Source organism: Pseudomonas sp. ASL4 (assembly GCF_056680395.1).
Map to the genome: position 1 here is coordinate 6,930,128 of NZ_CM155280.1, position 25,391 is coordinate 6,955,518.

The window sequence follows — 25,391 nt, forward strand, 5'->3', positions numbered from 1 at the left end:
AACTGCCCCGACCATAATTAAAGAAGAGGGAAACCCCATGTTCGTGCACAAGACCGCACTGCTCAGTGCAATCACCACCGCACTGCTGGCCAGTGCCAGTATCCAGGCCGCCGAACCGCTGAAAGCCGTCGGTGCCGGCGAAGGTCAGTTGGATATCGTCGCCTGGCCCGGCTACATCGAACGTGGCGAGAGCGACAAGGCCTACGACTGGGTGACCGGTTTCGAAAAGGAAACCGGCTGCAAGGTCAACGTCAAGACCGCCGCCACCTCCGATGAAATGGTCAGCTTGATGGCCAAGGGTGGTTACGACCTGGTCACCGCGTCCGGCGATGCGTCGCTGCGATTGATCGTCGGCAAGCGTGTGCAACCGATCAACACGGCGTTGATCCCGAACTGGAAAGGCCTCGACCCGCGCCTCAAAGATGCGCCGTGGTACGTGGTCAACAAGCAGACTTATGGCACTCCATACCAGTGGGGCCCGAACGTGCTGATGTACAACACCAACGTGTTCAAGACTGCGCCGACCAGTTGGAACGTAGTGTTCGACGCGCAAAACCTGCCGGACGGCAAGCCGAACAAAGGTCGTGTGCAGGCCTATGACGGCCCGATCTACATCGCCGACGCCGCGCTGTACCTGAAAAGCACCAAGCCGGAACTGGGCATCCAGAGCCCGTACGAGCTGACCGAAACCCAGTACAAAGCCGTGCTCGATCTGTTGCGCGCCCAGCAGCCGCTGATCCACCGCTACTGGCACGACACCACCGTGCAGATGAGTGACTTCAAAAACGAAGGCGTGGTCGCGTCCAGCGCCTGGCCGTATCAGGTCAACGGCCTGATGAACGAGAAGCAGCCGATCGCTTCGACCATCCCGAAAGAAGGCGCCACCGGCTGGGCCGACACCACCATGCTGCACGCCGAGGCCAAACACCCGAACTGCGCCTACAAGTGGATGGACTGGTCGCTGCAACCGAAAGTCCAGGGTGACGTCGCCGCGTGGTTCGGCTCGTTGCCAGCGGTGCCGGCGGCTTGCCAGGGCAGCGAACTGTTGGGCGCCGAGGGTTGCAAGACCAACGGTTTCGACCAGTTCGAGAAAATCGCCTTCTGGACAACCCCGCAGGCTGAAGGCGGCAAGTTCGTACCGTACAGCCGCTGGACCCAGGATTACATCGCGATTATGGGCGGTCGCTGACACACCGATCACCTGTGGCGAGGGGGCTTGCCCCCGTTGGGTGGCGAAGCCGCCCCAGCAACAGCCACCGCGATCTAGCAGATAAACCGCATTCTCCATTTCAGGGCTGCTGCGCAGCCCAACGGGGGCAAGCCCCCTCACCACAATCAGTATTCCAGTCGCGGATACGCGATCTTGATTCAGATTTTTCAGAAGTCCAGGCAGGGCCGCTGCGACGGCCTTCGCCTTTTTGGAGCACCGCACCATGACGCTTGCAGTCCAGTTCACCAACGTTTCCCGTCAGTTCGGCGAAGTGAAGGCCGTTGACCGGGTTTCCATCGATATTCAGGACGGCGAGTTCTTTTCCATGCTCGGCCCTTCCGGCTCGGGCAAAACCACTTGTCTGCGCCTGATCGCCGGTTTTGAACAACCGAGCGCAGGCTCGATCCGTATTCACGGCGAAGAGGCCGCCGGGCTGCCGCCGTACCAGCGTGACGTGAACACCGTGTTCCAGGATTACGCGCTGTTCCCGCACATGAACGTTCGCGACAACGTCGCCTACGGTTTGAAAGTCAAAGGCGTCGGTAAAGCCGAACGCCAGAAGCGCGCCGAAGAAGCCCTCGATATGGTCGCCCTCGGTGGCTACGGCGAGCGCAAACCGGTGCAACTGTCTGGCGGTCAGCGACAGCGTGTGGCCCTGGCCCGCGCCTTGGTCAATCGTCCGCGCGTGTTGCTGCTCGACGAACCGCTCGGCGCTCTCGACCTGAAGCTGCGCGAACAAATGCAAAGCGAGCTGAAGAAGCTGCAACGCCAGCTCGGCATCACCTTCATCTTCGTCACCCACGATCAGACCGAAGCGCTGTCGATGTCCGACCGCGTGGCCGTTTTCAACAAGGGTCGCATCGAGCAGGTCGACACCCCGCGCAACCTCTACATGAAACCGGCCACCACGTTCGTCGCTGAATTCGTCGGCACCTCCAACGTGATTCGCGGCGATCTGGCGAAGCAGTTGAGCGGCAATCCGCAGCCGTTTTCGATTCGCCCGGAACACGTGCGTTTCGCCGAAGGCCCGCTGGCCAGCCATGAGATTGAAGTCAGCGGCTTGCTGCACGACATCCAGTACCAAGGCAGCGCCACCCGCTATGAAGTGAAACTGGAAAACGGCCAGACCCTGAACATCAGCCAGGCCAACGTCCAGTGGCTGGACACCAGCGCCCAGCACCAGACCGGGCAACGCATCAGCGCGCGCTGGGCACGCGAGGCGATGATCCCGCTGCACGACAATGTTGTGGGCGGGGTGTGAGATGAACAGCGTGGCTCTCCCTCAAACGTCGGCCAGCGGTTCGCCGTTGCGCAGGTTTTCCAATCTGCTGTATCGCCGGCCCAACTTCTATCTGTCGCTGCTGCTGGTGCCGCCGCTGCTGTGGTTCGGCGCGATCTACCTCGGCTCGCTGCTGGTGCTGTTGTGGCAAGGTTTCTACACCTTCGATGACTTCACCATGGCGGTCACCCCCGACCTGACCCTGGCGAACTTCGCTGCACTGTTCCAGCCGTCGAACTTCGACATCATCCTGCGCACCTTGAGCATGGCGATTGTCGTGTCGATTGCCAGCGCCATCGTCGCGTTCCCGATCGCCTATTACATGGCGCGCTACACCACCGGTAAGACCAAGGCGTTTTTCTACATCGCGGTGATGATGCCGATGTGGGCCAGTTACATCGTCAAGGCCTACGCCTGGACCTTGCTGCTGGCCAAGGGCGGCGTGGCGCAGTGGTTCGTTCAGCACTTGGGGCTGGAGCCGGTGCTGCAATTCGTGCTCGGCATTCCCGGCGTTGGCGGCAGCACCTTGTCGACCTCGCACCTGGGCCGGTTCATGGTGTTCGTCTACATCTGGCTGCCGTTCATGATCTTGCCGATCCAGGCCTCGCTGGAACGCCTGCCGCCGTCGCTGCTGCAAGCCTCCGCGGACCTCGGCGCCAAACCGCGCCAAACGTTTATGCAGGTGATTTTGCCGCTGTCGATTCCGGGCATCGCCGCCGGTTCGATCTTCACCTTTTCCCTGACCCTCGGCGACTTCATCGTGCCGCAACTGGTGGGCCCGCCGGGCTACTTCGTCGGCAGCATGGTCTACGCCCAGCAAGGCGCGATCGGCAATATGCCGATGGCAGCCGCGTTCACCCTGGTGCCGATTGTGTTGATCGCCGTTTACCTGACCATCGTTAAACGCATGGGGGCCTTCGATGCGCTCTAAGCCAATCAAACAGGGCGATCAAGCCTCTCTGGGCCTGAAAATCGCCGCGTGGGGCGGGTTGGTGTTTCTGCACTTCCCGATCTTGATCATCTTCCTGTACGCCTTCAATACCGAAGAAGCTGCGTTCAGCTTTCCGCCCAAAGGCTTCACCCTGCACTGGTTCAGCGTGGCGTTTTCGCGCCCCGACGTGCTGGAAGCGATCAAGCTCTCGGCGCAAATCGCCGCCATCGCGACGTTGATTGCCATGGTCCTCGGCACCCTCGCGTCGGCGGCGTTGTACCGCCGCGAATTCTTCGGAAAACAAGGCATCTCGCTGATGCTGATCCTGCCGATTGCGCTGCCGGGGATCATCACCGGGATCGCGTTGCTGGCGACGTTTAAGACGCTGGGGATCGAGCCGGGGATGTTCACCATCATCGTCGGCCACGCGACCTTCTGTGTGGTGATCGTCTACAACAACGTCATCGCCCGTTTGCGCCGCACCTCGCACAGCCTGATCGAAGCCTCGATGGACCTCGGCGCCGACGGCTGGCAGACCTTCCGCTACATCGTCCTGCCGAGTCTAGGTTCGGCGCTGCTGGCCGGCGGCATGCTCGCGTTTGCGCTGTCGTTCGACGAGATCATCGTCACCACCTTCACCGCCGGCCATGAACGCACCCTGCCGCTGTGGTTGCTCAACCAGCTCAGCCGCCCACGGGACGTGCCGGTGACCAACGTCGTCGCGATGCTGGTGATGATGGTGACCATGCTGCCGATCCTCGGCGCCTATTACCTGACCCGTGGCGGCGAGAGTGTTGCGGGCAGTGGCGGGAAATAACTGACAACAATTACTCACTGTGGGAACCGAATTTACTGTGGGAGCGGGCTTGCTCGCGAAAGCGGTGTTTCAGCCAACATCAATGTTGAATGTGATGGCCTCTTCGCGAGCAAGCCCGCTCCCACATTGATTCGGTTTCGGCAGGAAAAATATAGTTTCGATGAGGACATAGAGATGCAAACCAAACTCTTGATCAACGGCCAACTGATCGACGGCGAAGGCCCCGCCCAGCAGGTGTTCAACCCGGCGCTCGGCCGAGTACTGGTCGAAATCAATGAAGCCACCGAAGCCCAGGTCGACGCCGCCGTGCGCGCCGCCGACAACGCCTTCGAAGGCTGGTCGCAAACCCCGCCGAAAGACCGCTCGCTGCTGCTGCTCAAACTCGCCGACGCCATCGAAGCCCATGGCGAAGAGCTGGCCAAACTGGAATCGGACAACTGCGGCAAACCCTACAGTGCCGCGCTGAACGATGAGATCCCGGCGATTGCCGACGTGTTTCGTTTCTTCGCTGGCGCCAGCCGCTGCATGAGTGGTTCGGCCGGCGGTGAATACCTGGCCGGTCACACCTCGATGATCCGCCGCGATCCGGTCGGCGTGATCGCCTCTATCGCGCCGTGGAACTACCCGCTGATGATGGTCGCCTGGAAAATCGCCCCGGCCCTGGCCGCCGGTAATACCGTGGTGCTCAAACCGTCGGAACAAACCCCGCTGACCGCATTGCGTCTGGCGCAACTGGCGTCGGAAATCTTCCCGGCGGGCGTGCTCAATCTGGTGTTCGGTCGTGGTCCTACCGTCGGCAGTCCGCTGGTTACGCATCCGAAAGTGCGCATGGTGTCGCTGACCGGCTCCATCGCCACCGGCGCGAACATCATTTCCAGCACCGCCGACAGCGTTAAACGCATGCACATGGAACTGGGCGGCAAGGCCCCGGTGATCATCTTTGACGACGCTGATATCGACGCCGCGGTGGAAGGTATTCGTACCTTCGGCTTCTACAACGCAGGGCAAGACTGCACCGCCGCATGCCGTATCTACGCCCAGGCCGGCATCTACGAAAAATTCGTCGAGAAGCTTGGCGCGGCGGTCAGCACCATCAAGTACGGTTTGCAGGATGACCCGGCGACCGAGTTGGGGCCGCTGATCACCGCGCAACATCGCGACCGCGTGGCCGGGTTTGTCGAGCGTGCCGTGGCGCAGTCGCACATCCGTTTGGTCACGGGCGGCAAGGCTGTGGAAGGCAATGGTTTCTTCTTTGAACCGACCGTATTAGCCGATGCGCAGCAGGACGATGAAATCGTCCGTCGTGAAGTGTTCGGGCCGGTGGTGTCAGTGACCAAATTCACCGATGAAGCGCAGGTGCTGGGCTGGGCCAACGATTCGGACTACGGCCTCGCATCGTCAGTCTGGACCGCCGATGTCGGTCGCGCCCATCGCCTCGCTGCACGCTTGCAATACGGCTGCACCTGGGTGAACACGCACTTCATGCTGGTCAGCGAAATGCCCCATGGCGGTCAGAAATTGTCCGGCTACGGGAAGGACATGTCCATGTACGGGCTTGAGGACTACACCACCGTGCGGCATGTGATGTTCAAGCATTAAAAGCTTAAAAGCTTCGCGAGCAAGCCCGCTCCCACATTCAACCGCATTCCCCTGTGGGAGCGGGCTTGCTCGCGAAGGCGTCACCGCAATCTCAGGGAAGAAACCGGCACTAAGCACCACCCAGGTTCCACCCCAACCAAGCCAAAACAATAACCACCGACCCGGGCGGCGCCTCCAAGGCCCCGTCACGGTTTCGGACATCCGAAATCTGCCGATTTTCCGGAGCTAACAGACCATGAGTGCATCACCCGATCTCTCCGCAGCCGTTGCCGACAGCGATGCCGAGCAGCTACGCAAGCTGGGCTACACCTCGAATTTCAATCGCAGCATGAGCCTGTGGGAAAACTTCGCCCTGGGCTTCACTTACCTCTCGCCGGTTGTAGGGGTTTATACCCTGTTCGGCCTGTGCCTGGCCGCAGGCGGGCCGCCGATGTTCTGGGCCTATTTGCTGGTCGGTTGCGGCCAGTTGCTGGTGTGCCTGATCTTCGGTGAAGTGGTTTCGCAATTCCCGATTTCCGGCGGCGTCTACCCGTGGGCGCGCCGCTTGGTCGGCAAAAAATGGGCGTGGATGGTCGGCTGGATCTACTCCATCGCCCTGTGCGTCACCATCGCCGCCGTGGCGGTCGGTGCCGGTCCGTACCTGGCCGCGATGATGGGTTTTGAACCGAGCAACAACACCAACATCATCATCGCGTTGTTCCTGACGCTGTTCGCCACCCTGGTCAACCTCAGCGGCACCAAAGTGCTGGCGCGGATCGCCATGTTCGGTTTCCTCTGTGAGCTGATCGGCGCGGTCATCGTCGGCGTCTACCTGCTGGTCTTCGAGCGTCATCAACCGATCAGCGTGTTATTCAACACCTTCGACATCCGCATCGACGGCTCATACCTGCCGGCCTTCCTCACCGCCTCGCTGGCCGGGATGTTCCTGTACTACGGCTTCGAGGCCTGCGGCGATGTCGCCGAAGAAACCCCGAACCCGAGCAAGCAAATCCCGATTGCCATGCGCATGACCATCTACATCGGCGGCATCTCGGCGATGTTCGCTTGCCTGGCGCTGATCCTCGCCGTGCCGGACATGCAAGCGGTGATCAACGGCACCGACAAAGACCCGGTCACCACCATCCTCAACAACGCTTTCGGTCCGGTGGGTTCGAAAGTAGTGATGGGCGTGGTGATGATTTCCTTCATCTCCTGCGTCATCAGCCTGCAAGCGGCAGCGAGTCGTCTGCTGTATTCCTACGCTCGGGATGAAATGGTCATCGGCAGCACACTGCTGAAGAAGATTTCCCCTACAACCCAGGTGCCGGTTGCGGCGCTGTTTGTGTCCGGCGTCCTGCCAGCGGTAATCATCGCCCTCGGATTTTTCCTGCAAGACGCCGTAGCGACCATCGTCAGCTTCGCGGCCATCGGCATCTATCTGGCATTCCAGATGATCGTCCTGGCAGCGCTGTACGCACGGATGAAAGGCTGGAAACCAAGCGGCAAATTCACCCTCGGCGCGTGGGGTTTGCCGGTGAACATTGGTGCGTTGATCTACGGTGTCGGCGCGATCATCAACATGGCCTGGCCGCGTACGCCGGATGCGGCTTGGTACATCAACTACGCGATGGTGCTGAGTACGGCGATCGTGATTGGGTTGGGGTTGCTCTACATGTGGCTGGCCAAGCCTTATGACCATGGGACTGCGCCTGCTGGGGATGCCTGGAAGGTTAGTCGGTAAATGATGTTGCCCAGCCCGCGCGATGCGGGCTGGGTTGTTAGATCGGTTGAGGTTTGGAGAGGGTCTCGAACTCGTCCATCAGCAGATGGATTTCGGTGCTGGGGTTGGGTTCGCCGCTGATGGCGACGTCCTCGATGATCTTGGGCGCTAAAGCTCTAGCCTTTTGGAATGGCTCACCCAACAGATGGGAGAAATAGTTAGAGCCTTCGCCTTTCTCGTATTTATCCATGCTCGGTTTTTCTCTGTGGCTTTTGGTCACCAAGTCACCTGGAGAATACTTCCCAACCGCTCGAAATGGCTTTCTATTGAAACCAAAGTGCAGAAGTGGCCAAAACTCAAAACAGGGATACGAAGCAATGACTCTGATTTTCGAGTGAGGCTTAGCCAGATTTAATGCACGGTCAAAACATAGGTGCGTATCGCGATCCAATGCACAAAACACCTTGTCGAAGCCTTTCTGGCGGGCAATGGCTATTTCGACAATGCCACTTGGGTGTGTGACGCCGCAGTGGGCTATTTCCACTTGAGCGTTGGCACGGAAGTGAAAGGCAGCCTCCTCCAAATATCGTTTTCCTGACTTGCTGTCTTCACAGAGGATCAGCACGCTGGGTTGAGGCTTGAACCGTGGTGCCTTTCGGTCAAATAGCCGTATTGAGCGCGCCATGATCAACCCTGCCTTATCAGCGGTAACCCGCGATAACGGCCTTCAAAGTAACGCTTCTCGACATCCTCACTCTCTCGCCCTTCAAAATCATGAACGGAAAAAAGACTCGTTGCGCCGTTAGCGTCGCGTTCGGTAATCCAGAACTGATCGCGCCGAAGTACTTTGGCGTTCATGAGATGAGTATCGTGGGAGGTAAAGATCAACTGAGTGTTCAGCCCACTGTCCAGATGTTTCGCAATGAGATCATCGACTATTGAGGGGTGAAGGCTGCTGTCCAACTCGTCGACAGAAAGGATCCCGCTCCCGTCGGCATGATTGATCATGAACCAGGGCAGCCAGAACCCAATCAGGTTTTTTGTGCCGCCGGACTCCTCTGAAAAATCAAACTCGGCTTTGCCTAAAAGGCTCGTATGGGTCAGCGTTACTTTGTCTTTCTGCGCAGCTGCGAAGAACTCTTTCAAGGTAAGTTTTTTAGTGATCTGAACAGACGCCGCGTCTTCGGTATTGAGCTGGATAGCAGATACAGGAATATCCACGGACCTTAGAAAGTCTCGTAAATTTAGTGTGCAGTCTGATGCCATCCGAAGAAATCTGATGGACGCTGCTGACAACCCCAGCATGTTGTTCTGCTCAATAACGAGTAGACCGGTTTGAAACCAGCTAAATGGACTTCGCAACTGGGCCAACTCTTCGCTGCTGTTCGCAACAGCTTGCGAAATAAAGAGTGTCTTGGGGTTCGTCAGACGTCGCCAGGCATTGTGTACTTCTTTGCCTCCCTGAAGGTTTTCCCCGAAAACGTACTGCTCTCCCTCCTGCGTAAAACGACGCTGATACAGCAGCGTTTCTTTGCCTTTGGGATATGAAACCAGTTCCTCCTCAATGACCCGCTGCGCCGTCAGACGCAGGACAAACCGATATCGGAGCCCGTGTTGAATGAAGTTGTACTCAAAACAACTGGGGTCGTTTTGGAGGTGCGGGTCAAAACGAAATGGAGAGACCGGTAGCAGCTCTTCATTTGAGGTCGGAGGCGCTGCAATCAACTGGCCCATGATCCCCATCGCCCGGATAAGCGAAGATTTACCCGATGCGTTTGGCCCGTAGATCGCAGCCACTTTTAACAAATCCGGGAGCCTTTCTCCACTGACGGATGGCATCAGCAGGTTGCGTTTTTTGCTTAAGCGCGGCGCCGCCGCCATGGACAGGGTTTGCTTGTCCCGGAAGGAGCGATAGTTGGAAACGGAAAATTCGATCAACATGCAGCGAACCCGCCGTTCATTCCTGAAAGCCAAAAAATAAAGCAAAAAACAGGGGCTTGGTGCAGCGGCGCTGCAGCTCATGCAAAAACAGGAAATTCCTACAGACCGAGCCTTCCGGTAAAAGCTCCAATTCCTACAACACGCGGCGCCAGAGTAGACTTGGCGCCGCGAGCGCCTGAACGATAGGCTTTACCTCGTCGCTGCCAAATCAGCGACCCGGGGTCGAAGCCGAAGCACTATCAACATGGCGTATCCGCGCCCCCATATGAACTGGGGCAATTTTTGCCTTTCAGCTTCACTTTATGGTGGGCCGTGTGGCGCGGGCCTCTCGGCTTTTCCGTGTTGATCGAGAATGTTCCGACTTCGAACGCCGCACGGTCCGCCACCCATAATCTGTCGAAGGATTAGTGGCGGCTCCCTTTTCAACATGGAGTCGAATATGCGTAATCAAACACCTGAAATACCGCCTCATTTCACCCCAACCGTCTTCGCCCGCCACAACCGCTTCCTCCACGCACTCATGCAAGACAACCAAGCCTGGTTCTGCGTGCATGACCTCGGTCGCCTGATGGGTCGCCCGATGGACGAACGCCTTACCCTGAAACTCGATCCTGATCAGCGCCGGACTGTCCGGCTACTCAAAAGCGGCAACACCGTAGAATCACTGATGGTAAGCGAATCAGGAATGTATGCCTTGCTGGTCCACCATTTCATCCCGGAAAACCGAAACCTGCGCCAGTGGTTGAGCAACGAAGTCATCCCCATGCTGCGCGATTCAAACGCGGCGTCTGTGGATAACATTCCGAGCCTGACCTCATTGCAGTGGGCCGGCATCTCGGTGCCGCTACTGCACTGGCAGCATCAAGCCTGGATCAATGGCGCGACATGCCAGATCTGATGCAGGTACAGAGACCATTCAAGATCATGGGCACTTGCAGTTGAGGGTCAGGTAAATGCAAAACCTGTGGGAGCGGGCTTGCTCGCGAATGCGGTGGGTCAATCACTATCAATGTCGACTGACACGCCCTCTTCGCGAGCAAGCCCGCTCCCACAGGGATTCTGGTGTGTCTGAAAAAATGTAAAAGGGGCAGACTTCATAGTCCGCCCCTTGGTATGCCGCTCAAAACCGCGAAACACTCCTCATCGCATCCACCAGATACCGCATCGCAATCCGGTCGCTCTCCGACAACTCTCGATACCGTTCCACCAACTTCATTTCCTCCGAATTGAGCCGCCGCCTACGCCGCCCGGACGCCAGGCACGGGAAGATTCCTAACAGTTCGGTGATGCCTTGTACTTTCGACATGGACGATGTCCTTCTATACGTCAAAAAAAACTCCAGAAAACCGCATCGCCCTGCTACTTTCAGCAGGCGCTTTGTGCCTGCTGAACCCACCGGCCTGAAGGGCCGAAACCGGTCATGTCCATAGAATAGGAACTTAATCGGCGCTGAAAAGTGGTTTTTAGAGTAATTAGTCGAAAAAAGCAGAAATGCCCTATAAATCAGAAAGTACTGTGGGAAACGCTAACCGAGACTTCTAGTTTCATTGCTGCAACATCGTTGTGCTATCAATCATTTTTTCTCTGTAACCGAACGGTTTAAGCTATTTGGCATCTGTTTAAAGTCCGTTGCGTTTGGCCGAAGGCATGTCCGAACCTCCATTTTTGATCCAGCAGTGCCAGGAACGGCGCGGGATTGTTCACGACAGGTTGTACTTATGCACCGCAGGAATTTGCTCAAAGCATCCATGGCCATCGCTGCCTACACTGGTCTGTCGGCCTCCGGCCTTTTGGCCGCACGCGCCTGGGCCGGGAATGGCGCGGCTGACGGCGACGCGCAGGCGTTCGACTTCGAAGCACTGAAGATCCAGGCCAAACAGCTCGCCACCAGTCGCTATCAGGACACCAAGCAGGTGCTGCCGCCGACACTGGCGACCATGACGCCGCAGAACTTCAATGCGATTCAGTACGACGGCAAGCACTCGCTGTGGAACGAGTTGAACGGTCAGCTGGATGTGCAGTTTTTCCATGTCGGCATGGGCTTTAAGCAACCCGTGCGCATGTACAGCGTCGACCCCAAGACACGTCAGGCGCGGGAAGTGCATTTCCGCCCGTCGCTCTTCAACTATGAAAAAACCACGGTCGACACCAAGCAGCTCACCGGCGACCTGGGCTTCTCCGGGTTCAAGCTGTTCAAGGCCCCGGAACTGGACAAGCACGATGTGCTGTCCTTCCTCGGCGCCAGCTATTTCCGCGCTGTAGACGCCTCTGGCCAGTACGGTCTGTCGGCTCGCGGTCTGGCAATCGATACCTATGCCAAGAAACGTGAGGAATTCCCGGACTTCACCAAATTCTGGTTCGAGACGCCGGACAAGGACAGCACCCGCTTCGTGGTCTACGCCCTGCTCGATTCGCCGAGCGCTACCGGCGCCTACCGTTTCGACATCGATTGCCAGGCCAATCAGGTGGTCATGGCCATCGACGCGCACATCAATGCCCGCACGGCCATCGAACAACTGGGCATCGCGCCGATGACCAGCATGTTCAGCTGCGGCACCCACGAGCGGCGCATGTGCGACACCATTCACCCGCAAATCCACGACTCCGATCGACTGGCCATGTGGCGCGGTAACGGCGAGTGGATCTGCCGTCCGCTGAACAACCCGGCGACCTTGCAGTTCAACGCCTTCGCCGACACCGACCCGAAAGGTTTCGGCCTGGTGCAGACCGATCACGAGTTCGCCAGCTATCAAGACACCGTCGACTGGTACAGCAAACGCCCGAGCCTGTGGGTAGAACCTACAACCGCGTGGGGCGAAGGCTCTATCGATCTGCTGGAAATTCCTACGACCGGCGAGACCCTGGATAACATCGTCGCGTTCTGGACGCCGAAGAAGCCTGTAGCGGCCGGTGATTCGCTGAATTACGGCTACAAGCTCTACTGGAGCGCCCTGCCGCCGGTCGGCACGCCGCTGGCGCGGGTCAACGCGACTCGTTCGGGCATGGGCGGCTTCGTTGAAGGCTGGGCGCCGGGCGAGCACTACCCGGAAGTCTGGGCCCGCCGGTTTGCCGTGGACTTCACTGGCGGCGGTCTGGACCGCTTGCCGGAGGGTGCAGCGATCGAACCGGTGGTCACTTGCTCGAATGGCGAGGTAAAGGACTTCAACGTGCTGGTGCTCGATGACATCAAGGGTTACCGGATTACGTTTGACTGGTACCCGACTAATGACAGCGTCGCACCGGTGGAACTGCGGTTGTTTATTCGCACCCATGACCGGACGTTGAGTGAAACCTGGTTGTACCAGTATTTCCCGCCGGCGCCGGATAAGCGTAAGTACACCTGAGGGTAAAGGGTCGGCTGATCCGGCCCCTTCGCGAGCAAGCCCGCTCCCACATTGGTTGTGTGTACACCACAAATCCACTGTGGGAGCGGGCTTGCTCGCGAAGACGGCCTTACAGACAACCAAAATCCCCGCATAGAAACTCAAAAGCCCCGATCAACCTGACCGGAGCTTTTTTTTGTTTCTACAGCTTCACTCAGTCGCGCAAATCCGACTCATGAATCGGCTGATCCCGATGCGTCGCCCGCTGATACTGCGCCGGCCAAACAGCCTTGCGCCCGCCCAGATCATCATCGGCGTGCAGCGGCCAGTACGGATCACGCAGCAGCTCCCGAGCCAGGAAGATAATGTCGGCCTGACAGGTCCGCAGAATGTGCTCAGCCTGCGCCGGCTCGGTAATCATTCCTACCGTGCCCGTGGCGATACCTGACTCCTTGCGCACCCGTTCGGCGAAGCGGGTTTGGTAACCCGGCCCTATCGGAATTTCCGCGTTGGCCGCCGTACCGCCCGACGACACGTCGATCAAGTCCACGCCCAAGTCCTTGAGGCGTCGCGCCAACTCCACGGTTTCATCCGGATTCCAACCATCTTCCACCCAATCGGTGGCTGATACCCGCACAAACAACGGCAACTCTTCAGGCCAGATCGCGCGCACCGCTTCGGTGACTTGCAGCACCAGCCGGATGCGATTTTCGAACGAGCCACCGTACTGATCACGGCGCTGATTACTCAGGGGCGACAGAAATTGATGCAGCAGATAACCGTGAGCAGCGTGGATCTCGACCACTTTGAAACCGGCGGTCAGTGAGCGTTTTGCCGCCTCGACGAACGCCTGAATGACTTCAGCGATCTGCCCTTCATCCAGTTGTTTAGGCGCGGTGTGTTGTGGATCGAATGCAATCGGCGAAGGACCGACCGGAGTCCAGCCGCCATCATCCGGTTTGAGGCTGCCATGCTTGCCAAGCCACGGCCGATGAGTGCTGGCCTTGCGCCCGGCGTGGGCCAGTTGAATGCCAGCTATCGCACCTTGGGCCGCAATAAAGCGGGTGATGCGTTGCAGCGGTTCGATCTGTTCGTCATTCCACAGGCCGAGGTCCTCGGCGGTGATGCGACCCTCGGCAGTCACCGCCGTGGCCTCGGTAAAAATCAGACCGGCCCCGCCAACCGCGCGGCTGCCAAGGTGGACCAGGTGCCAGTCATTCGCCAGGCCATCAACGCTGGAGTACTGACACATCGGCGATACGGCAATGCGATTGAGCAGGGTCAATTGGCGAAGGGTATAGGGTTCAAGCAGCAGACTCATGGGGCACCTCTCGAATCAGTGGGCAGGCTCCAGGGTTCTGTTTGAAAAGTCGACGAGTGACAGGAAAAGGTGCAGCACCCGCCCCCGCGGGCAAAAAATTCGACAAGACGTCACAAGGCCAATCAAGCAGTGCTTAGAGCCTAGTCGACAACGGGGGATGAGGGAGGGTTCAAGAAATGAAACACCCCAAATTCGAGGTCAACGCGAACCTGTGGCGAGGGAGCTTGCTCCCGCTCGGCTGCGCAGCAGTCTTAAACCATCCTGCGTGGTGTGTCTGGCGAAATTCGATTGCAGGTTTTGGGGCTGCTGCGCAGCCCGGCGGGAGCAAGCTCCCTCGCCACAATAGCTGTCAGCGACTAGCGAGGTTCGATGTGGGCAATCATCAACTGCACCGTCTCGTTCCCACGAAACTCGTTGAGGTCGAGCTTGTAGGCCAATTCCACCCATTTGATGGTCGGATTCGGCCAGATATCGCGGTCAATCCCGAAGGCAATGCCATCCAGCTTCACCGAGCCACACTCACTTTTCAGCACCACTTTGAGGTGCCGCTCGCCGACCACCCGCTGCTCGACTAATTGGAACACCCCGTGAAACAGCGGTTCAGGGAAGTGCTGCCCCCAAGGTCCGGCGTGGCGCAGGGCGCGGGCCAGTTCCAGGTGAAACTCTTCGACCGCCAACGTGCCGTCCGACAGCAGGCGACCGGTCAGGTCTTCTTCGCGAAGTTGCCTACGCACTTCAGCGTCAAAGGCCTCGGCGAACAGCGGAAAATTCGCTTCCGGCAACGTCAAACCCGCCGCCATCGCGTGGCCGCCGTATTTGCTGATCAGATTCGGATGCTGCGCCGCCACCACGCTCAAGGCGTCGCGAATATGGAAGCCCTGAACCGAACGTCCCGAGCCCTTGAGCAAGCCATCGCCGGCATCGGCAAAGGCAATCGTCGGACGGAAATAGCGTTCTTTCATACGCGAGGCGAGGATGCCGATGACACCTTGGTGCCACTCGGGATCGAACAGGCACAAGCCGAACGGCATCGATTCCACCGGCAAATCCTTGAGCTGGGCCAGCGCCTCACGCTGCATGCCCTGCTCGATGGATTTGCGGTCCTGATTCATGCCGTCGAGCTGGGCCGCCATTTCTCGGGCACCCGCAGCGTCTTCGGTGAGCAGGCATTCGATGCCCAGGCTCATGTCATCCAGGCGTCCCGCCGCGTTCAGGCGTGGGCCGACGATAAAACCCAAATCTGTTGAAGTGATGCGTGCATGGTCACGCTTGGCGACTTCGAGGATCGCTTTGATCCCCGGCCGAGCGCGGCCGGCGCGAATCCGTTCCAGGCCTTGGTGCACCAGGATGCGGTTGTTCGCATCCAGCGGCACCACGTCGGCGACGCTGCCCAGTGCCACCAGGTCCAGCAACTCGCCGATGTTCGGCTGCGGCTTGCTCTCGTACCAGCCCAGATTGCGCAAGCGCGCGCGCAGGGCCATCAGCACGTAGAAAATCACCCCGACACCGGCCAGCGCCTTGCTCGGAAACTCGCAACCGGGCTGGTTCGGGTTAACGATTGCATCGGCCAGCGGCAGTTCATCGCCGGGCAAGTGGTGGTCGGTGACCAATACCTTGAGCCCGGCCTTTTTCGCCGCGGCCACTCCTTCGACGCTGGAGATGCCGTTGTCCACGGTGATCAGCAGTTGCGGCGTGCGGGTCAGCGCCACTTCGACGATTTCCGGGGTCAGGCCGTAGCCGTACTCGAAACGGTTCGGCACCAGATAATCGACGTGAGCCGCGCCCAACAGTCGCAGGCCAAGCACACCGACGGTACTGGCCGTGGCGCCATCGGCGTCGAAGTCGCCGACGATCAGAATCCGCTGACGCTGTTCCAGTGCCGTCACCAGCAGATCCACCGCCGCGTCGATGCCTTTGAGCTGCTGGAACGGAATCAGCCGCGCCAGGCTCTTGTCCAGTTCAGCCTCGTTCTGCACGCCACGCGCCGCGTACAGGCGGGTCAGCAGTGGCGGCAGATCACCGAGGAATGGCAGGGTGTCGGGCAACAGGCGAGGTTCGATGCGCATGGGGTGACAGGTGCTTCTCTTGAATACGTAGGATAAAACCGGATAACGCGAACGGGCGGCGAAAAATCAGCCGCGCTCGCCGCTCAGCCACTGCAACTGGACTTCGTGCTGACCACGGTCATCGGTGACGAAAATCGTCCCTTCGCTGATCATCACGTCCCACTTGATAACGCGGGGCATGTCCTTGGCCAGGGTTTCCAGCACGTCTTGCGGCACGGCGGCGATGTGCACGTTTTTCAGGTTCTTGATCGCCGGGATCACTTTGGTTTCCCAGACACGCAGGCTGCCGTAGGCCAGCAGGCTGGTGCGTTCGGTGCGACGCGAACACCAGGTCAGGCGATCGGCATCCGGCTGGCCGACTTCGATCCAGTGCAGGACACGGTCATCCAGGCTCTTTTCCCACAGGGCCGGTTCATCCACGTCTGACAGACCGCGACCAAACGACAGTTGCTCGTTGTACCAGAAGGCGTAGGCCAGCAGGCGCACGGTCATGCGCTCTTCGGTTTCCGAAGGGTGACGGGCGATGGTCTGCTTCACGCTCTCGTAGACGCTGCGGTCGAGGTCGGTAAGGTTCAGTTCAAACTTGTAGGTCGTGGACGGCTGGGCCATGAACGGGCTTCTTGATACGAGGAAAGGCGGCAAGTCTAACCGATGCGGTAGGCAATCAACGAATTGACGACCATCAACCTTGGGCGACTGACACGCGGCTATGTTAAAACGCTCTATCGATCGCCCTTTGTCCTACAGGATCCGTCATGCCATTCACCGGTAAACCGCTCTCAGGTCTGAAAGTCATCGAATTGGGTACGTTGATTGCCGGGCCGTTTGCCTCGCGCATTTGCGGTGAGTTCGGCGCCGAAGTGATCAAGATCGAATCCCCGGACGGCGGTGATCCGTTGCGCAAATGGCGCAAATTGTATGAAGGCACTTCGCTGTGGTGGTTCGTCCAGGCACGAAACAAGAAGTCCCTGACCCTGAACCTCAAGCACCCCGATGGCCTGGCCATTCTGAAAAAACTGCTCAGCGAAGCCGACATCCTGATCGAGAATTTCCGCCCTGGCGTGCTGGAAAAACTCGGGTTGGGCTGGGAGGTCCTGCACGCGCTGAACCCGAAACTGGTGATGGTGCGCCTCTCGGGTTTCGGCCAGACCGGGCCGATGAAAGACCAACCTGGGTTTGGCGCGGTCGGTGAATCCATGGGCGGCCTGCGCTATATCACCGGGTTCGAAGACCGGCCACCGGTGCGCACCGGGATTTCTATCGGCGATTCGATTGCCGCGCTCTGGGGCGTAATCGGCGCGTTGATGGCCTTGCGTCATCGCGAGGTGAACGGCGGTCTGGGCCAAGTGGTGGATGTGGCGCTGTATGAAGCGATTTTCGCCATGATGGAAAGCATGGTGCCGGAGTTCGATGTGTTCGGTTTCATCCGCGAACGCACCGGCAACATCATGCCCGGCATCACGCCCTCCTCCATTCACACCAGCGCTGATGGCAAACACGTGCAGATCGGCGCCAATGGCGATGCGATTTTCAAACGTTTCATGCTGATTATCGGCCGCGAAGATTTGGCCAACGACCCGTTGCTGGCCAGCAATGATGGCCGAGACAGCCGTCGCGACGAGATTTACGGGGTCATTGATCGCTGGGTCAATTCACTGCCGCTCGACAGCGTGATCGGGCAATTGAAACAGGCCGAGGTACCGGCCAGCCGGATTTTCAGTGCCGAAGACATGTTCAGCGATCCGCAGTACCTGGCCCGGGAAATGTTCCTCCAAGCCAAACTGCCAGACGGCAAGGACTTCAAGATGCCAGGGATTGTGCCGAAACTCTCTGAGACACCCGGCACTTCCGAATGGGTCGGACCGCAGCTGGGTGAACACAATGCGCAGGTACTTCACGATCTTGGGTATGACGAGGGACAGATCGCAAAACTTCGTGAAGACGGGGCTATCTAAGCTGAAGCGCCTGATTTCATCCATCCTTCATCACACCCGTCGCCGGTGTGCAGTGGGGCTTATCGGACTATTGGCAGGCCATGCGTCATTCACGTGGGCACAACCAAAAGAGAACTTGATCTGGCTGTTGCGCGACTTGCCGCCAATGACGATCTTCGAAGGCCCGAAAAAAAGTCAGGGGGTCATCGACCAACTGATGCCGCTTTTGATCGCGGGTATGCCGCAATACGACCACACCCTGATGCGGGTGAACCGGGCGCGCGGCATGCAGATGCTCCACGAAGAATCGTTTACATGCGATCCCTCGCTGATCTGGACCAAAGAACGGGAAAAGTGGATCGTGTTTTCCACCCCGGTTTTTCTGGCGGTGACTAATGGCCTTGTGGTCCGCCAGGAGTTCCGATCAACGCTGGCGCCTTATCTAGTCGACGGCGAAGTCGATCTGCCCGCACTGCTGAGCAGCGACAACAACAGAGTGGGAATAATTGCCGAACGCAGTTACGGCCCCTACCTGGACGCCCTGCTGCAAAAGGCGCCGGACGGCGCTTTGACGCCCCACTACGGAAACGATGCGCTCGGCAGTCTGTTGCAGATGCAGCGCCTGGGCCGACTGCAGATGGTACTGGGCTATTGGCCGGAAATCCGCTACCGGGCCAGCATTGAACACATTGCCGACGACGAGCTAGCGTTCTATCCGGTCAAGGGTGCGGGCAAGTACCTGCCTGGCTACATCGGTTGCTCGGCAACACCTCAGGGCCGGCAAGCGATCAGCGAGATCAATCAACTGCTGCGCACCCTGCCCCACGACCGGCTCAACCAGTCATATGCCGACTGGCTCGACCCGGAACGGCGCAGCGACTACCTGCAAGAAGCCAAGGCCTTTTTCGAACATCAGGCCAATCAGTAACGAATTTCGGGCAAAAAGAAACCCCGAGAAGTGGGGAGACGACTCGGGGTTAAACGTGGCCTACATAAAGACCAGTAGCAGCAAGCTACAAGCACCGGAGCACAATGCTTGATCCTGCTGTTACAAGGTCTGACTGACCTTGGCGCAGGAAGGTTCCCACAAAAAACAATTCAATTACGATTGGCCAGGATCTTGTCCTGGGCCGCATTGCGCAACGCCGCGATTACGCAGGGCTCCAGACGTCCTTCGGCGATCAGCACATCGCGGTGCAATCCATCAACGACATCCGTCAGCAGCCACTTATCGGTCAACTGCGCCTGATTGAACGCACGTTCCACGACAATGGCACCGGCTGCACTTTTTAATGTCACCAGGCATTCGCCATGGGCACTCGACGGGGTCAACGTAACCTGATACGGGCTCAGAGCCTCACCGAGCAATAGACTGATACTTTCCATCTCGATCACCACTCAATAGTCCGAAAACAAAGTGCCTGGGAGGGCGTGTCTACAGTAAATGACCACTGCCCCGAGAAGAAAGTTCTGGATACCGACCGCGAACGGTACCTGCATCTGCGGGAAATAGAGCATGCACCGCAAAGATGACAGGGATAAAACAGCCGGCTTCAGGCCCTGACTTGAAGTGCTGCCTGCTGCAGATAGGCATCCAGCAGCCTTCGCATCAACACCGCAGAAACGGGGGTATGCAGGTGCCCCAGGAGTTTGACGTCGCTGGTGGCTAGCAACGCCTTCAAGTCCGGCATGACACTCGACACCACACTCCCGAGCAGAATCAGTGCGCGTGCCTCGTGGTGCTCCACCAGATGTCGCACCAATGCCAACCCGTCGCCGCCCTTGAGTTGCGGATCGCACAACGCGATATCGACCGCGCCCCTGCGACCCAGGGAACGCAGCGCCGCCGCCATTGACGGCGCCGTGAGCACGTCATAGATACCCACGGCGTTGAGCATCTGGTGCAACGCCATCATCTGGAAAGGGTTGTGTTCAAGAATCAGAATTTTGAGCGAGCGCATAAGCGACCTCTGGAACGACACTCGCGGACTCTCACCGCAGTTGCCAACCACTCTAGGGGAGCCTCCTTCAGGCTCCCATCGGAAAAGTAGTCGCGCCCCATAGGACAATTCCTAAACTCGCGAGGAACACCGACACTGACCCGAGCCTCTGCGCTGGCCTATATCGGTCCATCCTCCCAGCAGCCCGCGCAACTGCCCGTCTGCACTGTAAAACGGCACGGTCCATTGGTAGATGTCCCTCACACCGTTGTTGAACCGCAACTGACGATGACTGAACCGGGTCTTGCGTGTATTGAGCTGGGAGATGAACTCGGCATGCAACATTTCGGCGGTCTCCTTGGGCATGACATCGACTTCGATCAACTGCCGCCCCTGAACCTGGTCGAAACGGGTCGACAATCCTTCCTCATAGCTTTTGTTGCACATGATCAAACGCCCCTCCAAATCACGAACAAACATTGGATCGGGCATCGCATCGATCAACGCATGCTGAAAAGCGAGCTGGTCGCTGAGGTCTTTCTCGGCGTCCAGGCGCTGCTTGATCAGTGCGGCCAGTCGTCGGTTCCAGAACAGGGAAAGCACGCCGAACATACTGACGATAAACATTCCCCAGCAACCCCATTGGGTCACACGCCGCCAGAGTGGGAGCGCAGGCTTGGGGGCAATACCTTCGAGCCATTTCAGGCGAATGGCCCGCAGCTCGGCCGGCGGAAAGGCTTCAAGGGCCTTGTTGAGGATGCTCAGCAGTTCTGGTTGCCCCTTGCGCACGGACAGATGGTCGGCTTCCCACATACCTTCCACCGTATGTCCTACCTTCAGCAGCCCCAATGGATACAGCTGCGCCCCGGTTTCGTTCTCGATGGTGGCGTAGGCTTCGCCACTTTCAACCAGCGCACGAGCTTCGGCGTAGGTCTTGACCGTACGCAGATGGATGTCCGGATAGTCACGACGAATAGTCTCTTCCAGTGCATGCCTGGCAGGTAATACCAGAATCCTTTCCGACAACTGCTCCAACGACTGCAACAGCGGCGCCCCCGAGCGTCCGACCAACGCCCAGCCAGAACCGCCAAACGCATGACTGAAATCCAGAAACACTTTGCGTGGGTCATTCATCGCCAGCGTAGTGCTCATATCCGCCTCGCCGCTTTCCAGGCGCCCAAGCAATTGATCGGTGGAAAACGACTCTTCATGGATAAACAGCAGCCCTGTCATGGCACTGATCTGATTGAGCACATCGTTGTTCAAACCAACCCAGTGGCCATGTTCATCCTTGAACAGGTAAAGCGGGTACTGCATAGACGCGACGATCACCTTCGGGTGCTCGCGAACCCATTGCCGCTCCAGAGCGTCCAGCCCGATGGCTGTACCGACGACTGATTCCCGGGACTCATAAGTCGCCAACTGCGCGGCCAATCCACATGGGCCAAAGCCCAGGGTGCCCAACAAAAAAATCCAGCACATGGCTGGTCTGAACCCTCTCAAAAACCGCATTACCACTTCCTTCGTGATCAACTCGCCCGTCCTTCAGGGGCGAAAACGCGACAAGTGTGGCACGCAGAAACAAGAAAGCCCGTCAGGAGACGGGCTTCAAAATGTGACAGCTTTGCGGGTTTAGAGACGCTTGCCGCGGTTACCATGCTGACTGACAAAGGCCTGCACGGCTTTCAAGTCGTTCGGCAACACCGTGCAACGCTCTTCTCTCTCAAACAAATCAGAAAGATGTGCAGGTAGTTCGAGAGCTTTTCCTACACCGGCTTTTTCCACTGCATCCGGGAATTTGACCGGATGAGCGGTGCCCAGGATCACCATCGGGATATCCAGGCTACGGCGGCACTCGCGTGCGGCTTTGACGCCGATGGCGGTATGCGGGTCCAGCAACTCGCCCGTCTGTTCGAAGACCTCGGCGATGGTTTCGCAGGTTTGCGCGTCATCCACGGCCAGGGAATCGAACAGTTTGCGGGCTTCGGTCCAGCGTTCCTGTTCGACGCTAAAACCGCCACCTTGCTTGAAGCTGTCCATCAAACCGGCAATTGCAGCGCCATTGCGACCGTGCAGGTCGAACAGCAGACGTTCGAAGTTCGACGACACCATGATGTCCATCGACGGCGACAGCGTGGCGTGCAGGGTTTCCTTGACGTACTGATTGCCGCTCATGAAACGGTGCAGGATGTCGTTGCGGTTGGTGGCGACGATCAACTGGTTGATCGGCAGGCCCATATTGCGCGCCAGGTAACCGGCGAAGATGTCGCCGAAGTTACCGGTCGGTACCGAGAACGACACCGAACGCGCCGGGCCACCCAGTTGCAGGGCTGCGTGGAAGTAGTAAACGATCTGGGCCATGATCCGCGCCCAGTTGATCGAGTTCACGGCTACCAGGCGCGTGCCTTTCAGGAAGCTCTGGTCGGCGAAGCTGTTCTTGACCATTTCCTGGCAGTCATCGAAGTTGCCTTCGATGGCGATGTTGTGGATGTTCTCGCCGAAGATGGTGGTCATCTGGCGACGCTGCACTTCAGACACACGGTTGTGCGGGTGCAGGATGAAGATGTCGACGTTTTCGCAGTGCTTGCAGCCTTCGATGGCGGCCGAACCGGTATCACCGGAGGTCGCACCGACGATCACCACGCGCTCGCCGCGTTTTTCCAGCACGTAGTCGAGCAAACGACCGAGCAGTTGCAGGGCGAAGTCTTTGAACGCCAGGGTCGGGCCGTGGAACAGCTCCAGGACCCACTCGTTGCCGTTCAGCTGACGCAGCGGTGCAACGGCGCTGTGGGAAAACACACCGTAGGTTTCTTCAAGAATCTTTTTGAAATCGGCATCAGGAATGCTGCCGGCAACGAACGGGCGCATCACCCGGAAGGCCAGCTCGTGATACGGCAGGCCGGCCCAGGAAGCGATTTCTTCCTGGGTGAAACGTGGCAGGCATTCCGGCACGTACAGGCCGCCGTCAGTGGCCAGACCGGCCAGCAAAACGTCTTCGAAATTCAGGGCCGGTGCCTGGCCGCGGGTACTGATATAACGCATGACTGGCTCCAATAGACAGTGTTCGCAAACCCGGGCCCGCACGCGAGCCCGGTGAACGATAACGGCTTAGTTCAGGTGCTCGACGCGGATCCGCACAACTGGACCGACCACGCCCGCCAGCGCTTCGAGGGCGGCGATCGCGTCGTTCATGTGCTGTTCCAGCACACGGTGGGTCAGCAGGATCATCGGCACCAGGCCGTCGTGTTCCTCGACTTCCTTCTGCATGATCGATTCGATGTTGATGCCGCGTTCCGACAGGATGCTCGCCACTTGGGCCAGCACGCCTGGATGGTCCTTGGCCTGAATCCGCAGGTAGTAAGCGCTTTCGCAAGCTTCGATCGGCAGGATCGGGTGCGCCGACAGCGAGTCCGGCTGGAAGGCCAGATGCGGCACACGGTTTTCCGGGTCCGAGGTCATGGCGCGAACCACGTCCACCAGGTCGGCGATCACCGACGAAGCGGTCGGCTCCATGCCGGCGCCAGCGCCGTAGAACAGGGTCGAACCGGCAGCGTCACCGTTGACCATTACCGCGTTCATCACGCCGTTGACGTTGGCGATCAGGCGATCAGCCGGGATCAGCGTCGGGTGCACACGCAGTTCGATACCGGCCGCAGTGCTGCGGGCCACGCCCAAGTGCTTGATGCGGTAGCCCAGCGCTTCGGCGTAGTTCACGTCAGCAGTGGTCAGCTTGGTGATGCCTTCGGTGTAGGCCTTGTCGAATTGCAGCGGAATGCCGAACGCGATGGACGCCAGGATTGTCAGCTTGTGAGCTGCGTCGATGCCTTCAACGTCGAAGGTCGGATCAGCTTCGGCGTAACCCAGGGCTTGCGCCTCGGCAAGTACGTCTTCGAAGGTGCGACCCTTCTCACGCATTTCGGTGAGGATGAAGTTGCCGGTGCCGTTGATGATGCCGGCGACCCAGTTGATGCGGTTGGCGGACAAACCTTCACGGATTGCCTTGATCACCGGAATGCCACCGGCAACCGCCGCTTCGAACGCAACGATTACGCCCTTCTCACGAGCCTTGGCGAAAATTTCATTACCGTGAACGGCGATCAGTGCCTTGTTCGCGGTGACCACATGCTTGCCATTCTCGATGGCCTTGAGTACCAGCTCACGGGCAACGGTGTAGCCACCCATCAGCTCTATAACGATGTCGATCTCAGGGTTCGTGGCCACTTCGAAGACATCGTTGGTAATCGCAATACCGGTCGTTTGGAACTGAGGCTTTGGCGTGCGCATGGCAATTTGTGCCACTTCGATTCCACGCCCGGCACGACGAGCAATTTCCTCGGCGTTGCGCTGAAGTACGTTGAAGGTACCGCCACCGACGGTCCCTAACCCACAGATGCCTACTTTGACCGGTTTCACTGTGAACTCCCCATAAAACGGCCGACGCAAGGTCGGCCGTGAAAACAGCCGCATGCTGCGGCTCTCTATTAATGGTCCGGCGAAGTTACCGCCGAACCATGATCGTCAAAGGCTGACCGTGACGATGCGAATTATTTCGCGTCCAGCGCCAGTTTGGCGACTTGTGGCGCAGGCTGGTAGCCCGGAATGACCTGACCGTCGGCCAAAACGATGGCCGGCGTGCCGTTCACACCGATCGACTGACCAAGGGCGAACTGCTTGGAAACCGGGTTATCGCACTTGGCGGCCTTGATTTCCTTGCCATCGACCATTTTATCCATGGCGGATTTCTTGTCTTTCGAGCACCACACAGCTTGCAGCTGTTCGTCACCCGGCGAGCCCAGGCCCTGGCGCGGGAACGCCACGTAACGCACTTCGATGCCGCGCTTGTTCAGCTCAGGCACTTCGGCGTGCAGTTTGTGGCAGTACGGGCAGGTGGTGTCGGTGAACACGGTGATGTGCGACTTGGTTTCGCCGATGGCCGGGTAGACCACGGTTTCTGCGACCGGAATGTCGTTGATCAGTTTGGAAATGCCCAGGCGCTCGGTTTTCTCGGTCAGGTTGACCGGCTTGCCGTCCTTGAGCTGGAACAGATAGCCCTGAACCACGTACTGGCCGTCGGCGCTGGCGTAGAGCACACGACTGCCCTTGAGTTTGACTTCGTACAGACCGGCCAGCGGGCTCGCGCTGATGCTGTCGATCGGTGTATCCAGCTGGAGGTTTTCCAGGCTTTTACGAATGGCTTTGTCTGCCGCGTCATCGGCGACGGCAAAGGTGCTGACCAACGCAATGGCTGCGGCGGCGAAAATATGGGTCAGACGCATGAGAACTCCTGAAGGCGGACAAATGGGACGATCAGAACGCCCGTGCCGAAACACC

General features: G+C 58.7%; 21 protein-coding genes and 1 pseudogene. 10 read left to right on the forward strand and 12 right to left on the reverse strand.

Features of this window, described 5'->3' with window-relative positions:
• The first annotated feature begins 37 nt into the window (after positions 1–37).
• The 6 genes from ydcS (at position 38) to AC1MEW_RS31800 (ending at position 7,556) form a co-directional block, all read left to right on the forward strand.
• Positions 38–1,189 (forward strand): putative ABC transporter substrate-binding protein YdcS, encoded by a 1,152-nt coding sequence (ydcS, locus tag AC1MEW_RS31775; RefSeq protein WP_201200944.1) that lies wholly within the window; start codon positions 38–40, stop codon positions 1,187–1,189.
• 244 nt (positions 1,190–1,433) lie between these two features.
• On the forward strand, positions 1,434–2,471 hold the full coding sequence (locus AC1MEW_RS31780; RefSeq protein WP_201200942.1) for an ABC transporter ATP-binding protein: 1,038 nt from the start codon (positions 1,434–1,436) through the stop codon (positions 2,469–2,471).
• 1 nt (position 2,472) lies between these two features.
• Complete coding sequence (locus AC1MEW_RS31785) at positions 2,473–3,420, forward strand: ABC transporter permease (protein WP_480424811.1); 948 nt, start codon at positions 2,473–2,475, stop codon at positions 3,418–3,420.
• Positions 3,410–4,237 carry an ABC transporter permease gene (locus AC1MEW_RS31790; RefSeq protein ID WP_108574865.1) on the forward strand — a complete coding sequence of 276 codons (828 nt, stop codon included), beginning with the start codon at positions 3,410–3,412 and terminating at the stop codon, positions 4,235–4,237. Before AC1MEW_RS31785 ends, AC1MEW_RS31790 begins: the two co-directional genes overlap by 11 nt.
• A gap of 174 nt (positions 4,238–4,411) precedes the next feature.
• The gene (locus tag AC1MEW_RS31795) at positions 4,412–5,836 is read left to right on the forward strand and encodes a gamma-aminobutyraldehyde dehydrogenase (protein ID WP_201200940.1); all 1,425 of its coding nucleotides are present in this window, start codon (positions 4,412–4,414) and stop codon (positions 5,834–5,836) included.
• Positions 5,837–6,071: 235 nt separating this feature from the next.
• Positions 6,072–7,556 (forward strand): APC family permease, encoded by a 1,485-nt coding sequence (locus AC1MEW_RS31800; protein ID WP_201200939.1) that lies wholly within the window; start codon positions 6,072–6,074, stop codon positions 7,554–7,556.
• Between the two features lie 37 nt (positions 7,557–7,593).
• On the opposite strand, the gene AC1MEW_RS31805 is transcribed toward AC1MEW_RS31800, so the two are convergent.
• Together AC1MEW_RS31805 and AC1MEW_RS31810 are read right to left on the reverse strand one after the other, a co-directional pair.
• Complete coding sequence (locus AC1MEW_RS31805; protein WP_480424813.1) at positions 7,594–8,220, reverse strand: RloB family protein; 627 nt, start codon at positions 8,218–8,220, stop codon at positions 7,594–7,596.
• Positions 8,221–8,222: 2 nt separating this feature from the next.
• Complete coding sequence (locus tag AC1MEW_RS31810) at positions 8,223–9,476, reverse strand: AAA family ATPase (protein ID WP_322270607.1); 1,254 nt, start codon at positions 9,474–9,476, stop codon at positions 8,223–8,225.
• Positions 9,477–9,915: 439 nt separating this feature from the next.
• On the opposite strand from AC1MEW_RS31810, the pseudogene AC1MEW_RS31815 reads away from it, so the two are divergent.
• Positions 9,916–10,418: pseudogene (locus AC1MEW_RS31815) on the forward strand (BRO-N domain-containing protein).
• A gap of 178 nt (positions 10,419–10,596) precedes the next feature.
• On the opposite strand, the gene AC1MEW_RS31820 reads toward AC1MEW_RS31815, so the two are convergent.
• Entirely contained in the window at positions 10,597–10,782 is a 186-nt protein-coding gene (locus AC1MEW_RS31820; RefSeq protein ID WP_154850916.1) for a hypothetical protein, read from the reverse strand.
• Positions 10,783–11,194: 412 nt separating this feature from the next.
• On the opposite strand from AC1MEW_RS31820, the gene AC1MEW_RS31825 reads away from it, so the two are divergent.
• The gene (locus AC1MEW_RS31825; RefSeq protein ID WP_201200934.1) at positions 11,195–12,820 is read left to right on the forward strand and encodes a glucan biosynthesis protein D; all 1,626 of its coding nucleotides are present in this window, start codon (positions 11,195–11,197) and stop codon (positions 12,818–12,820) included.
• 193 nt (positions 12,821–13,013) lie between these two features.
• Here AC1MEW_RS31825 and AC1MEW_RS31830 read toward each other — a convergent pair whose 3' ends face one another.
• The 3 genes from AC1MEW_RS31830 to AC1MEW_RS31840 all read right to left on the reverse strand — a co-directional run bounded on the left by AC1MEW_RS31830 (position 13,014) and on the right by AC1MEW_RS31840 (position 16,795).
• Entirely contained in the window at positions 13,014–14,120 is a 1,107-nt protein-coding gene (locus AC1MEW_RS31830; protein ID WP_322270604.1) for an NADH:flavin oxidoreductase/NADH oxidase, read from the reverse strand.
• 356 nt (positions 14,121–14,476) lie between these two features.
• On the reverse strand, positions 14,477–16,186 hold the full coding sequence (recJ, locus tag AC1MEW_RS31835; protein ID WP_201256221.1) for a single-stranded-DNA-specific exonuclease RecJ: 1,710 nt from the start codon (positions 16,184–16,186) through the stop codon (positions 14,477–14,479).
• 66 nt (positions 16,187–16,252) lie between these two features.
• Positions 16,253–16,795 carry a YaeQ family protein gene (locus AC1MEW_RS31840; RefSeq protein WP_008151638.1) on the reverse strand — a complete coding sequence of 181 codons (543 nt, stop codon included), beginning with the start codon at positions 16,793–16,795 and terminating at the stop codon, positions 16,253–16,255.
• Positions 16,796–16,941: 146 nt separating this feature from the next.
• Between AC1MEW_RS31840 and AC1MEW_RS31845 the strand changes: the two genes are divergently transcribed.
• Positions 16,942–18,141: a CaiB/BaiF CoA transferase family protein gene (locus AC1MEW_RS31845; protein WP_201200928.1), complete on the forward strand. Its 1,200-nt coding sequence runs from the start codon at positions 16,942–16,944 to the stop codon at positions 18,139–18,141.
• Complete coding sequence (locus AC1MEW_RS31850) at positions 18,095–19,048, forward strand: TIGR02285 family protein (protein WP_480427375.1); 954 nt, start codon at positions 18,095–18,097, stop codon at positions 19,046–19,048. Before AC1MEW_RS31845 ends, AC1MEW_RS31850 begins: the two co-directional genes overlap by 47 nt.
• A gap of 170 nt (positions 19,049–19,218) precedes the next feature.
• Here the strand turns inward: AC1MEW_RS31850 and AC1MEW_RS31855 are convergent, their stop codons facing one another.
• The 6 genes from AC1MEW_RS31855 to dsbC all read right to left on the reverse strand — a co-directional run bounded on the left by AC1MEW_RS31855 (position 19,219) and on the right by dsbC (position 25,336).
• Positions 19,219–19,506 (reverse strand): DUF3509 domain-containing protein, encoded by a 288-nt coding sequence (locus AC1MEW_RS31855; RefSeq protein ID WP_480424815.1) that lies wholly within the window; start codon positions 19,504–19,506, stop codon positions 19,219–19,221.
• A gap of 167 nt (positions 19,507–19,673) precedes the next feature.
• Entirely contained in the window at positions 19,674–20,081 is a 408-nt protein-coding gene (locus AC1MEW_RS31860) for a response regulator (protein ID WP_201256223.1), read from the reverse strand.
• A 111-nt stretch (positions 20,082–20,192) separates the two neighbouring features.
• On the reverse strand, positions 20,193–21,572 hold the full coding sequence (locus AC1MEW_RS31865) for a transporter substrate-binding domain-containing protein (protein WP_480424817.1): 1,380 nt from the start codon (positions 21,570–21,572) through the stop codon (positions 20,193–20,195).
• 120 nt (positions 21,573–21,692) lie between these two features.
• Positions 21,693–23,102, reverse strand: a complete 1,410-nt coding sequence (gene thrC / locus AC1MEW_RS31870) for a threonine synthase (protein ID WP_480424819.1) — start codon at positions 23,100–23,102, stop codon at positions 21,693–21,695.
• 66 nt (positions 23,103–23,168) lie between these two features.
• Complete coding sequence (locus AC1MEW_RS31875; RefSeq protein WP_092281511.1) at positions 23,169–24,473, reverse strand: homoserine dehydrogenase; 1,305 nt, start codon at positions 24,471–24,473, stop codon at positions 23,169–23,171.
• 131 nt (positions 24,474–24,604) lie between these two features.
• Entirely contained in the window at positions 24,605–25,336 is a 732-nt protein-coding gene (dsbC, locus tag AC1MEW_RS31880; protein ID WP_480424820.1) for a bifunctional protein-disulfide isomerase/oxidoreductase DsbC, read from the reverse strand.
• Between the last annotated feature and the right edge of the window lie 55 nt (positions 25,337–25,391).